Here is a 12,485-nt window from a genome sequence, read left to right as displayed (position 1 = left end):
CGCCTGAGACCTCGCCCTCCCCCTCGGGCGGACCGGTGCCCGTCCCCCGCGCCCCGGGCCATGGGGCTGTGCGCTGGGCCGTGCCGGAGAACCCGGGTGCTCCGCCGACACAGTCGACACTCCGTGGCGTTGCGCTCCCCTGCCGGTGACACCCGTCTCCCGCCCGGTGCGCCCCGGAAGTCAGTCGGCCCGTGTCAGTCCGCGGCCGCGAAACCGCCGTAATCCTGCGCCAGCGCAGACAGGTGGGACTCGTCGAACACCGCCGGGCCGCCGTGCGGCCCCGTGTGTACCTCGATCACCCAGTCCACGTCCTCGGCGTCGTCCTCGCCCGCGAGCATGTCCCGGTGCACCAGGCACGGCTCATACCCCTGCTCCGAGAGCTGTTCGGCCAGCTCGTCGGCGTCCTCGCGATCGGGCAGCGTCACCAGGACCGCGCCCCGAACACCCTCTACCACGACGGCCCCCTTCCTTGAACTGCGCGGCGGGTCCCCACCCGCTGCGTTATCCTGACTCCAGGTGTCGATGGGGACGAGTAGTGCTGGCCCCGACCGGACGGACACAGCTTAGAAGGACTGGTCCGGCCAAGCGACCCGGGGGTGGTGGAAGCCCGGGGGCACGACCAGCGCGAAGATCACCCCGGAGCCGCCGGAAGAACGGGCGCCCGCGCGTCGAGCGCCCCAGTAGAACCGGCACAGCGCAACGAAGAGGGATCCGTCGCCCGCGACCCAGCGGCGCGGCCGCGATCCAAGGAGGGTGGTACCGCGGGGCCGTGCGCCTCGTCCCTCCGTCAGGAACACCCCTGATGGAAAGGTACGACGGTGGCCAACGACCCCCGGCCCGAATCCCGCGCGCTGCCCCAGCTGCCCGCGCAGATCAACCTGCCCGCCATGGAGCGCGAGATCCTCGGCCGCTGGTCGAAGGAGGATGTCTTCCAGCGCTCGCTCGACCAGACCCGTGGCGGCCCCAACTGGGTCTTCTACGAAGGCCCGCCCACCGCGAACGGCCAGCCCGGCGTGCACCACGTCGAGGCCCGTGCCTTCAAGGACGTCTTCCCACGTTTTCGCACCATGCGCGGCTACCACGTGGACCGCAAGGCGGGCTGGGACTGCCACGGCCTGCCCGTCGAGGTCGCCGTGGAGAAGGAGCTGGGCCTGTCCGGCAAGAAGGACATCGAGTCCTTCGGCATCGCCGAGTTCAACGACCGCTGCCGCGAGTCCGTCCTGCGCAACGTGGACGCGTTCACCGCCATGACCGAGCGCATGGGCTACTGGGTGAACATGGACGACGCCTACCGCACCATGTCCCCGCAGTACGTGGAGTCGGTGTGGTGGGCGCTCAAGCAGATCTGGGACAGGGAACTGCTGGTCCGCGACTACCGGATCAGCCCCTACTGCCCGCGCTGCGGCACCACGCTCTCCGACCACGAGCTGGCCCAGGGCTATGAGACCGTCACCGACCCGTCGGTGTACGTGCGCTTCCCGGTGACCTCCGGCCCGCTGGCCTCGCCCGAGCACCCCACCTCGCTGCTGGTGTGGACGACCACCCCGTGGACGCTGGTGTCCAACACCGCCGTGGCCGTGCACCCGGAGGTGGAGTACGTGGTGGCGGCCAACGGAGATGAGCGCCTGCTCGTGGCGCGCCCGCTGTTCGAGAAGGTACTCGGTGAGGGCTGGGAGCTCACCGGCGAGAGCTTCGAGGGCGACGAGATGGAGCGCTGGACCTACGAGCGCCCCTTCGACCTGGTGCCCTTCGACGAGCCCGCCCACTACATCGTGCTCGCCGACTACGTCACGGTCGAGGACGGTACCGGCCTAGTCCACCAGTCGCCCGCCTTCGGTGGCGACGACATGCTGGTGTGCCGCGCCTACGGCCTGCCCGTGGTCAACCCTGTCCGCCCTGACGGCACCTTCGAGGCCGACCTGCCCCTGGTGGGCGGGGAGTTCTTCAAGAAGGCCGACAAGACCCTGGTGCGCGACCTCAAGGACCGCGGCCTGCTCTTTCGCCACCTGGACTACGAGCACTCCTACCCGCACTGCTGGCGCTGCCACACGGCGCTGCTGTACTACGCGGTCCCGTCCTGGTACATCCGCACCACCGCGGTCAAGGACGAGCTCCTCGAACAGAACCAGGCCACCAACTGGGTGCCGGAGAACGTCAAGGAGGGCCGCTTCGGCGAGTGGCTGCGCGGCAACGTCGACTGGGCGCTGTCCCGCAACCGCTACTGGGGCACCCCGTTGCCGGTCTGGGAGTTCCCAGACGGCCGCCAGATCTGTGTGGGCTCCCTGGAGGAGCTGGGACGACTCAGCGGGCAGGACCTGTCGGCCCTGGACCCGCACCGGCCCTACGTCGACGACATCGTCATCCCCGACCCGGACGCCGACCCCTCCCTGCCCGAGGAGGAGCGGGTGGCCCGCCGCGTCCCCGAGGTCATCGACGCCTGGTTCGACTCCGGATCCATGCCCTTCGCCCAGTGGGGCGCCCCGCACCAGAACGAGGAGACCTTCCGGGACAACTTCCCGGCGCAGTACATCTCCGAGGCCATCGACCAGACCCGTGGCTGGTTCTACTCGCTGCTGGCGGTGAACACCCTGGTGTTCGGCCGCAACTCCTTCGAGAACGTGGTCGTGCTCGGCCACATCCTCGCCGAGGACGGCCGCAAGATGAGCAAGCACCTGGGCAACGTCATGGAGCCGATCACGGTGATGGACCAGCACGGCGCCGACGCGCTGCGCTGGTTCATGCTGGCCAGCGGCTCGCCGTGGACCGCCCGCCGGGTGGGCCACGCCGCTCTGGAGGAGATCGTCCGCAAGGTGCTGCTGACCTACTACAGCACCGTGTCCTTCTTCACCCTGTACGCGAACGCCGGTGAGGGCTGGGACCACTCCAAGCTGGCCGCGGCCCCCGAGCCGCAGGACCGGCCGCTCCTGGACCGGTGGCTGCTTTCGGAGCTGAACGAGGTCGTCCGGGACGTCACCGAGGCGCTGGACTCCTTCGACACCACCACGGCCGGTCGCCGGCTGACCGCGTTCGTGGACGACGTGTCCAACTGGTACGTGCGCCGCTCCCGTCGCCGGTTCTGGGGAGGAGCCGGCACCCCCGAGGGCGCGGCGGCCTTCGCGACGCTGTTCGAGGCCCTGGAGACCGTCACGCTGCTGATGGCGCCGATCGTGCCGTTCCTGACCGACCACGTGTGGGCGGCGCTGCGCCGACCGGGCGCGCCGGAGTCGGTGCACCTGGCCCCGTGGCCGGAGGTACGCGAGGACCTCATCGCTCCGGATCTGTCCGGCAACATGGCGCTGACCCGCCGCCTGGTGGAGCTGGGCCGCTCGGCCCGGGTGGACTCGGCGGTGCGCACCCGCCAGCCGCTGGCTCGCGCCCTGGTGGGCGCCTCGGGCTTCGCCGACCTCCCGGAACAGCTGCGCGGCCAGATCGCGGACGAGCTGAACGTGACCGCGCTGGACTCGCTGTCCTCGGTGGGCGGCGACCTGGTGGACTACATCGTGAAGCCGAACTTCCGCGCGTTGGGCAAGCGGTTCGCCAAGCGCACGCCGCTGGTGGCCAAGGCCATCCAGACCGCAGACCCGGCCACCCTGGTACGGCAGGTGCGCGAGACCGGCTGGACCCGGGTGCACGTGGAGGACGAGCCGGTGGAGGTCAGCTCCGACGAACTGCTGGTGACCGAACAGCCCCGCGAGGGCTGGGCGGTGGCGTCCGAGTCCAGCGAGACCGTGGCCCTGGACCTGGAGCTCACTCCGGAGCTGCGCCGCGCCGGTCTGGCCCGCGAGATGGTCCGGATGCTCCAGGACGCCCGCAAGAAGAGCGGGCTGGACGTGTCGGACCGCATCGAGGTGTGGTGGTCGGCCACGGACGAGGTCACCGAGCTGGCGCTTGACGAGCACGGCCGGGCGATCGCCGCCGAGGTCCTGGCCGACGTGTTCGTACCCGGTGGCCCGGCCAAGGACCTGCACACCGTCTCCTCGGAGGAGTTCGGTGTGTCCTTCGGGTTCCGCAAGGCCTGACCAGGCCCGAAGAACGTGGACGGGCGCCGCTCCGGAAGGGAGTGGCGCCCGCTCGCGTATGTGCGTGGAGGGCTCAGCGGCCGTCGTCGGCGGAGCCGCTGCCAGGGTCGTGCTCCGGGGCGGCGGCGCGGGTCATGGCGGAGTCGGCCTCACCGCCCGCCTCCTCGGAGCCGCCCCGCTCCCCGCGGCCGAACTCCGCCGTGGTTTCGGGGACCTCGTCCTCCCCCGCCGTATCAGCCGAAGGGCTGACGGGGACACGGTAGCTGAAGGAGGCGGAGGGCTCGGCGCCCCCGTTGTCGGACGACGGCTCGTCCCCCTCCTCGGCGTCCTCGGCCTCGGAGGTACCGGTGCTGGCCTCGGTACCGGCGTCCTCAGCGGTAACGTGGCCGGTCACCGGATCCGGGTCCCCGGTGACGGCTGCGAAGACGGTGGTCTCCGGACCGTCCGCGTCATCAGCGCCGTCGGCGGCGTCGGCCTCGGCGCTCTCCTCGGCCGGCTCGCCCTCCGCCCGGTCCTCGCGCTGGGGAGCACCGCCGGAGGAGGCACCGCCTTCCTCCCACTCTCCGTCGGCCGTTTCCCGCTCCGTCTCCTCCGTCCGGTCCTCGGAACCGTCGGCGGAGGGCTCCTCGAAGCCGTCCTCCCGCACCGCGTCCTCCGAGGAACGCCCCGGAACGCTGTAGGAGAAGGGCTCAGCGGAGGCAGCCGGGGCCTTCGGCTCCTCCTCGGACCCGGAACCCTCCCCGGCGTACTCGTCCTCCGTCCGGTCCTCACGCGGGGGAACGCTGTGGGAGAGGGGGGCGGTCTCCTGCGGCTCGGTCTCCTCCGGCTCGGCAGCGGACTCGTCCGCTTCGGTCCGGTCCTCGGAAGCGTCGGTGGAGGGCTCCTCGAGACCGTCCTCCCGCACCGCGTCCTCCGGGGAACGCCCCGGAACGCTGTAGGAGAAGGGGGGTGTGTACGGGGTGGTGTGCCCATCGGACCCGGGCTCGCTCTCCGCGGCCGTGTCGGACGTCCGCTCCTCGACCCTCGGAGCGGGAACCGGCCAGCCGCCTTCGGCCGGGGTCTTCCAGCGGGAGGGCTCCTCCTCGGCCGGGACGGGGCCGGGCGTCGCCGCGTCCGGTTCCGACCAGTCGTGGGCCGTGGGAGTCTGCCAGCGGGGGACGTCGTACTCCGGTTCCTCGTGACCGGGATCCTCCGGCGCCGGGGCCGGCCAGGAGGGCTCCTCCGGAACGGGAAATTCCCGCACCGGCCCGGAGACCGGTGCGGGTACGCGCCCGGAGTGCTCCGGCTCCACGTGTGCGCCTGGGACCGCCGCGGAGGCGGTCGGGACGTGGACGGACGCCTTCCCCAAACCGTCCGTCCCAGAACGATCCCGTCGGTCCCCGCCAGGCCTTCCCTGGACGAGTGCCCCCAGCAGTAGGAGGGCGCTGACGCCTGCCAGTCCCAGTGCGACGTACACCAGGACGGTTTCGGCGAGAACCAGGGCAGCCGCGATGACGGCGATGGCCGCCAGCACCGCCACGGCCGCGAGGATGCTAAGGATCACGGGTCGACCAGGGCCTTTACACGTGTTGTACCGGAGTCTTCAGTTGTTCGGGATACCGCCGGATCGTCAGCGACGCTCGTGCGGAGCCTCGCCCGGGTGGAATCCACCGTGCTGGGCGGGCTCGGGCTGCCCGAACGGGTTGCCTGAGGGGCCGTGCTGGAGAGCGGGCGTTCCGCCGGTCTGCGGAGCCATCGTCTGGAAGCCGCCCGTGGTGTTCGGGTTCGGGTTCTGGCTCGGGCCAGGGGTCGGGCCCGCGTTCGGCTCCGCCGGCTTGTTCTCCTCGTTGAGCTCGCGCAGCTGACGCTCGAAGTAGTCCTTCAGGCGGCTGCGGTACTCGCGCTCGAATCCCTTGAGAACGTTGACCTTGTGCTCCAGCTCCTCGCGCTGCTGGACGAGGCTGCCCATGACCTGACGGTGACGCTCCTGGGCGTCCCTGTCCAGGTTCTCCGAACGGGCGCGGGCCTCACCGATGATCTGGTCGGCCTGCTGGCGAGCCTTGCCGAGGATGTCCTCGGACTCGTGGCGGGCGCGGCCGAGGGTCTCGTCGGCCTCGCGGCGCGCGTCGGAGATCGCCTGGTCGGCGGTCTGCTGAGCGAGGGCCAGGACGCGGGCGGCCGTGTCCATGTTCTCCTCGCCGCCCATGGCCAGGTTCGCGCCGGTCATCGGCATCTGCTGCTGGGCCGGGGGCTGCGGCTCCACGGCCTGCGGCGGCTGGACCGGCTCCGGGCGCACCTGCTCGTGCTGCTCCGGGGCCTGAGCCGGGGCCTGCTCCTGGAAGTCCTGCATACCGGCGTTGGGTACCTTGCCCCGCAGGCACTCGGCCAGCTTGCCGCGCAGTTCCTCGTTCTCCTGGATCAGCCGGTCGAGCTCGGACTCGACCTCGTCAAGGAAGGCATCGACCTCTTCCTCGTCGTATCCCGGTCGGAGCCGGGTCGTACTGAACTGCTTGTTCCGCACATCGGCGGGTGTTAGCGGCATCTTCGTCTCCTTGGCGCGCTTGGAGTCTGTCCGTAGGGACGCTACCTGATCGTGACCTTACGGCAATCCGGATCATGACCAAGACCACATAGCGGAATCCGGGGCGGTTGCTCCCCTTCTCCGTTTCCCTACCTACTGAGCAAAGGGGCTGAGCAGACCGATCAAGATGTACACCCCGATGAAGAGGACCAAGACGCTCAGATCGAGTGCGATGCTCCCCAGGCGTACCGGCTTGATGAACCTGCGCAGGAACCTCAGCGGCGGGTCGGTGATCGTGTACACGATCTCGGCGATCACGAGCACGAACCCCGTGGGGCGCCATGTTCTGGAGAAGGACTGCACCATCTCCAGGATCACCCGCGCCAACAGCACGAAAATGAAGAGCTGTAGCAGGAGGATCAGCACGGACAGGACGATACTCACGGTCGTTCCTCGACCCAATCTCTGGACAAATGTGATGTTCTAGCTCTGATTGAAGAACCCTCGCTCGGCGATCCGCGCCTTGTCCTCGGCGGTCACCTCGACATTGGCCGGGGACAGCAGGAACACCTTGTTGGTGACGCGTTCGATACTGCCATGCAGACCGAAGATCAGACCAGCCGCGAAGTCGACCAGACGCTTGGCGTCGCTGTCGACCATCTCGGTCAGGTTCATGATCACCGGCGTGCCCTCCCGGAAGTGCTCTCCGATGGTACGCGCCTCGTTGTATGTGCGGGGATGGAGTGTGGTGATCCGAGCGAGGTCGGCGGTGGAGGCGGTCGCGGTCATGCCACCGCGTCGTTCACCTGTACCCAGGTAGCCGCCGGTGTCCGTCACTGCGTCGCCTCGTGCTTCCTCGCCGGGTGGGGTGGCAGCGTCACGGTCGCGCTGCTCGTCCACTCCCTCGTCGAAATCGTCGAACTCATCATATTCGTCCGCATAGCGGTGATCGTAACGGTCGTCCTCCACGAGGCCGAGGTAGACCGCCATCTTGCGCATCGCGCCGGCCATCTCATGTCCTCCGTCGTCCCCGCGGCCTTCACCGCAGCCGACTCCTCCGTACTGACCCGTCCAACCCCGCGTTCCAGGGATCGGGTGCCCATTCGGGCGAACTCCACAGACGGGTTCCAAGGTCTATGTGGGGACATTACCCCACGATCGGTTCCCGGTTGCCGAGCAACGCCGTACCGAGTCGCAGGTGTGTCGCGCCTCGCTCGATCGCCGCTTCGAGATCCCCGCTCATGCCCGCGGAGATCACCGTCGCCAGAGGATAGCGATCCCGGACCCGGCTGGCGAGCGTATAAAGCCGTGCGAACGCCATCGAGGGATCGCCCTCACGGGGAGCAACCGCCATCACACCGCCGAGGGTGAGCGCCTCGTGCTCGTCGATCCGCGCGGCGAGTTCGAGCGTGTCACCGGGGTCGACACCCCCGCGCGGGCCGATCTCTCCCGCACGCGAGTCCTCGTCGAGGTTGACCTGGATCAGACAGGTGAGGCGCCGGTCGGCCGCGGCGGCGCGCTCACCCAGCGCCCGGGCCAGCTTGGCGCGGTCCACCGAGTGCACGACGTCGGCGTAGGAGGCCACCGACCGGGCCTTGTTGGTCTGCAACTGGCCGACGAAGTGCCAGGCCAGATCGAGGTCAGCGGTCTCGGCGGCCTTGGGGGCGGCCTCCTGGTCGCGGTTCTCCCCCACGTCGGTGACTCCGAGTGAGGCGAGAATCCGCACATCGGACGCCGGGTAGGTCTTGGTGACGGCGACCAACGACACCTCGTCGGGGCTCCGGTCGGCCTTGGCACAGGCCGCATCGATCCTGTCCCGCACCGCGTCGAGATTGGCGCGGACCTGCTCGACGCGAGCGGGGTCTGCGTGTGTCACGGTGTTCCTTCCCTGGGACGGATCCCACGACTGTTATCTTCCGCACCTTCGTGCCTACTACACAATGCCGCTGACCACCATCCTGGTCTGCCGCGGCGCGGAGCCTCGTGGCCCCGCCCGACCGGTACCGCGCGAGGTCCGGGTCCACCGGGTGACAGGAAGCACCCGGTGGACCCGGTGAGCTCTCGGAACACATCCTGGCGGTCCGGTACGACAGTCAGACCCGCCAGACAAAGGATGCGAACCTTCCGGTCGGCGCGTCCCGGCGGTGGGAGAACAGCTCCGGGCTCTCCAGGGTGCAGCGGCCGTCGGAGCGGATGTCGGTGACGCCCGTCCGGCGCAGCTGGGCGGTGACGGCGGCGTGCATGTCCACTCCGGCGGTGCCCTTCCGGGTGGTGCAGGACGCCTCGGGGACCTCGCGTGCGGTCTCGTCCCTCAGCTGCCGCGGCACCTCGTAGCACTCGCCGCAGATGGCCGGTCCGAGGAGGACGGTGATCCGGTCGGCGCGGGCGCCTTGGCCGACCATGACCGCGACCAGGTTGGCGGCGACCCCGTGGGCGGTGCCGAGCCGTCCGGAGTGGGCGGCGCCTTGCACTCCCGCCTCAGAGTCGACGGCCAGGACCGGCAGGCAGTCGGCGGCCAGCGAGGCCAGGACCAGGTCGGAGCGGGTGGTGACCACGCCGTCGCAGGTACCCGCACCGCCGGGTTCGGTCGCCACGAGGACGTCGGCGCTGTGCACCTGGTTCATCCACACGACCCGGTCGACGTCGAACCCCAGGTCCTGTGCGGCGGTCTTGCGATTGGCGAGCACGGCCTCCCGCTCGTCCCCCGAGCCCGATCCCAGGTTGAGCGAGTCGTAGGGCGGGGCGCTCACCCCTCCGCGCCGCTCGGTGACGCAGGCACGGAACCCGCGTCCCAGGTCGATGACGTTGCCCATCCGTTCGAGTCCTCCCGCTCCTCAAGGAGGGGGACCCCGGTCCGCGCCGTGGACCACGGGATCCGGCGCGGTGGCCGCTGATTCGGTCGGGTCCGGACACAGGCTCTGAGGAAAGAAGAAAAGTGGCCGGTTCCGGCCCCACCGTCCCCTCGGCCCAGGACCTTACCACTGACGCCACGAACGGCCCCGGCCCGGTTGTCCCCGGTGGCCGACCGGCACCCTGGACACCGATGGCCCGGCCGGGAACGCACCGCCTCCTGGGAGGAAGGGCCTTCACCGGTCGGGCCCCGCACCCGGGCCGGAGATCCCGGGTAAGGCGGTTACTTCAGGAACTCCGGCACGTCCAGGTCGTCGGGGTCGTCGAAGATGACCCTGCGCCGGGGCGTGGGTGCCTCCCCGCGCCGCTCGGCGGTGGAGTCCGCGACGGCGTGGATACGACTGCCCTGGCCGTCCTCACGCGTGTGCGGCTCCTCCTGGGCGACCTGCGGCTCCTCTACCCAGGAGGACTCGGTGGAGGCCGTCTCCGCCGTGAAGGCGGCCGTACCGTGGGCCGGGGTCCGTGTGACCGGATCCGACTCCCGCGGCGCGTGCTGCTCCCGCGGAGCGGGCTCAGCCTCGACCGGCTGCTGCTGCACCGGCTGCTGCTGCACCGGCTGCTGCTGCACCGGCTGCTGCTGCACCGGCTGCTGCTGCACCGGCTGCTGCTCGACCGGCTGCTGCCGCACGGGCTGCTGGACCGGCCGTGTCTGCGGACGGGCCGCCTCCGGGGCAGGCCCGGCCGGACGGTTCTGCGTGGTCCACGACGTGCTGTTGGCCGACGTCCCGCTCGCGTCCGCGGTGGCGGGCGCCGCCGAAGCGGACGACTCCTCCTTGCCGGACGTGATGCCCGTCTTGGGGACGACGGCCTCAGGAGGGTCCACCGGCTGGTGCTCCCTCACCACCGAACCCGTGACCTCCGGCTCGTCGAAACCAGCCGCTATAACGGTGACCCGGACCTCGTCGCCCAAGGCGTCGTCGATGACGGCGCCGAAGATGATGTTGGCCTCGGGGGCCGCCGAGTTCGCGACGAGCTGTGCCGCCTCGTTGATCTCGAACAGTCCCAGGTCGGAGCCGCCCTGGATGGACAGCAACACACCGTGGGCGCCGTCGATGCTCGCCTCCAGCAGTGGCGAGGAGATCGCCATCTCCGCCGCGGCGACCGCCCGGTCGTCCCCGCGCGCGGAGCCGATGCCCATGAGTGCCGACCCCGCCCCGGACATGACCGACTTGACGTCGGCGAAGTCCAGGTTGATCAGGCCCGGCGTGGTGATCAGGTCGGTGATGCCCTGCACACCGGAAAGCAGGACCTGGTCGGCGGCCTTGAAGGCGTCCAGCACGCTGACCTGACGGTCGGAGATGGACAGCAGCCGGTCGTTGGGGATCACGATGAGCGTGTCGACCTCCTCGCGGAGCATCGCGATCCCCGACTCGGCCTGGGTGGCACGCCGCTTGCCCTCGAAGCCGAAGGGGCGGGTGACCACACCGATGGTGAGGGCGCCCAGGGAGCGGGCTATGTTGGCCACGACGGGGGCGCCGCCCGTGCCGGTGCCCCCGCCCTCACCTGCGGTAACGAAGACCATGTCGGCCCCCTTGAGGACCTCCTCGATCTCCTCCCGGTGGTCCTCGGCGGCCCTGCGGCCGACATCGGGGTTGGCTCCGGCGCCCAGGCCACGGGTGAGTTCGCGGCCGACGTCGAGCTTGACGTCAGCGTCACTCATCAACAGCGCCTGGGCGTCAGTATTGATGGCGATGAACTCGACGCCTTTGAGCCCCTCTTCGATCATTCGGTTGACGGCGTTGACACCGCCGCCGCCGATGCCGACGACTTTGATGACCGCGAGGTAGTTCTGCGGTGCTGCCACGACGAGGGGCCTTTCCGCTCGCATACGCCGTTCCGCCTCCGCCTCCGGTGGCTGTGCGCCACCGGATACGCCGCCGGACCGGCATCCGGTTCTACAGTGTGCGTTTCGGGTTCTCCGACGGGACGTGCGCGACGCCGTGGTCGGGGACCCTGGGCCGCCGGTTCCGTCTCCCCCTGCCCGGCGAGGACCAGTACGGTCCGCCGCGAAACGGGATGGAACGGTTCCTGCGTACCCGAAAAGCGTGTTTTGCTGCTTTGTTGACGTTGGTTGTGCTTCCCGACAGTAAGCGGACCGCCGACCACGGGCAACCGATGACGAGATCAGCCTAACGTCGTATAACACGAGGAAGCGATGTGCGCACCCGGCGCGTCGCGTCTGGAATGTCCGCGCGGACCGCTCCGAACCTGGTCACCCGTGACCTGGATCGGCATACGCCGGGCCGTGAATCGGTTCTGCCTGGCACGCCTCTTCCTTTTCCTGGACCTGGTACCCGCTTCACTCAACGATGGCGAGATCAGGGGTCGCCACGTCGTAGACACGGCCCTCCTTCGGCGGGTGCTCGCGCATCAGCACCTCCAGGACGGCGCTCTTGTCGGCCGTGTCCTCGGGCGAACCCCACTCGACGAGGGAACCGTCGGTGAGCTCGATGGTGATCGCGTCCGGCTCGGTGGCGTCGATGAGCCGAATCCTGGCTATGAGGGAGTCCGGTGCCTGGCCGACGATGTCCGCGGCGGCGCGGACGGCACCGCTGCCCTCGATCTCCCCGGTGACCCGGACCAGCGGATGGGTGTCGGGGCGGTTCTCGGAGTCCTCGATACGTACGCCGTCGCCGTCCACGAGCCGGTACTCCTCCCCCACCCGCACGGCCAGCAGGGGTTGGCGTTCGACCACTTCGACCTTCAGGGTCGCGGGCCAGCCGCGCGTGACCTCCGCCGACTCCACCAGGGTCAGGGACTCGGCGCGCTGACTGCTCCGGTCGAGGTCGACCCGGAGCAGCGGCGTGCCGGTGGTCACGTTCACGGCCTCGATCACCTCCCCGGCCGGAACCCGTTCCGTGCCGGCGACCGCGACGTCGCGGACCACGAGCAGCCGGGACCCGAGCAGGATCCAGATGACCACGCATACCAGGGCGACCACCAGCAACGCCACGAAGGCGGACTTCCAGGGGTCGGACCCCCTGTTCGGCACGGCCTTCCCGGCGGTCCGGTCCCGCTCCGCGTCCACCTGTGCCCTCCCTACTGCGCTCGTTCCG

The 12,485-nt window shown here is 70.0% G+C and carries 10 protein-coding genes; 1 reads left to right on the top strand and 9 read right to left on the bottom strand.

Annotated elements, in window-relative coordinates; translation table 11 throughout:
- Positions 1-194 precede the first annotated feature (194 nt).
- Positions 195-455, bottom strand: coding sequence for a hypothetical protein (locus AC0T5L_RS13205; protein ID WP_476165720.1), 261 nt, complete (start codon positions 453-455; stop codon positions 195-197).
- Positions 456-818: 363 nt separating this feature from the next.
- Here AC0T5L_RS13205 and ileS point away from each other — a divergent pair, with 363 nt between their 5' ends.
- The gene (gene ileS / locus AC0T5L_RS13200; protein ID WP_476165719.1) at positions 819-4,019 is read left to right on the top strand and encodes an isoleucine--tRNA ligase; all 3,201 of its coding nucleotides are present in this window, start codon (positions 819-821) and stop codon (positions 4,017-4,019) included.
- Positions 4,020-4,092: 73 nt separating this feature from the next.
- Here the strand turns inward: ileS and AC0T5L_RS13195 are convergent, their stop codons facing one another.
- From AC0T5L_RS13195 to AC0T5L_RS13160, 8 genes are all read right to left on the bottom strand, one after another.
- On the bottom strand, positions 4,093-5,562 hold the full coding sequence (locus tag AC0T5L_RS13195) for an AAA family ATPase (RefSeq protein WP_476165718.1): 1,470 nt from the start codon (positions 5,560-5,562) through the stop codon (positions 4,093-4,095).
- Positions 5,563-5,628: 66 nt separating this feature from the next.
- Positions 5,629-6,540 (bottom strand): DivIVA domain-containing protein, encoded by a 912-nt coding sequence (locus AC0T5L_RS13190; protein ID WP_476165717.1) that lies wholly within the window; start codon positions 6,538-6,540, stop codon positions 5,629-5,631.
- A 132-nt stretch (positions 6,541-6,672) separates the two neighbouring features.
- Positions 6,673-6,963 carry a YggT family protein gene (locus tag AC0T5L_RS13185; RefSeq protein ID WP_476165716.1) on the bottom strand — a complete coding sequence of 97 codons (291 nt, stop codon included), beginning with the start codon at positions 6,961-6,963 and terminating at the stop codon, positions 6,673-6,675.
- 39 nt (positions 6,964-7,002) lie between these two features.
- Positions 7,003-7,530, bottom strand: coding sequence for a cell division protein SepF (locus AC0T5L_RS13180; protein WP_476165715.1), 528 nt, complete (start codon positions 7,528-7,530; stop codon positions 7,003-7,005).
- Between the two features lie 136 nt (positions 7,531-7,666).
- Positions 7,667-8,395, bottom strand: a complete 729-nt coding sequence (locus tag AC0T5L_RS13175) for a YggS family pyridoxal phosphate-dependent enzyme (RefSeq protein WP_476165714.1) — start codon at positions 8,393-8,395, stop codon at positions 7,667-7,669.
- A 217-nt stretch (positions 8,396-8,612) separates the two neighbouring features.
- Entirely contained in the window at positions 8,613-9,332 is a 720-nt protein-coding gene (gene pgeF, locus AC0T5L_RS13170) for a peptidoglycan editing factor PgeF (protein WP_476165713.1), read from the bottom strand.
- A gap of 320 nt (positions 9,333-9,652) precedes the next feature.
- Positions 9,653-11,233 carry a cell division protein FtsZ gene (ftsZ, locus tag AC0T5L_RS13165; RefSeq protein ID WP_476165822.1) on the bottom strand — a complete coding sequence of 527 codons (1,581 nt, stop codon included), beginning with the start codon at positions 11,231-11,233 and terminating at the stop codon, positions 9,653-9,655.
- A 495-nt stretch (positions 11,234-11,728) separates the two neighbouring features.
- Positions 11,729-12,457: a cell division protein FtsQ/DivIB gene (locus AC0T5L_RS13160; protein WP_476165712.1), complete on the bottom strand. Its 729-nt coding sequence runs from the start codon at positions 12,455-12,457 to the stop codon at positions 11,729-11,731.
- Positions 12,458-12,485: the final 28 nt, after the last annotated feature.

This window comes from Nocardiopsis sp. TRM 82005, from assembly GCF_056312425.1.
This window is presented reverse-complemented; position numbering and strand designations above follow the sequence as displayed.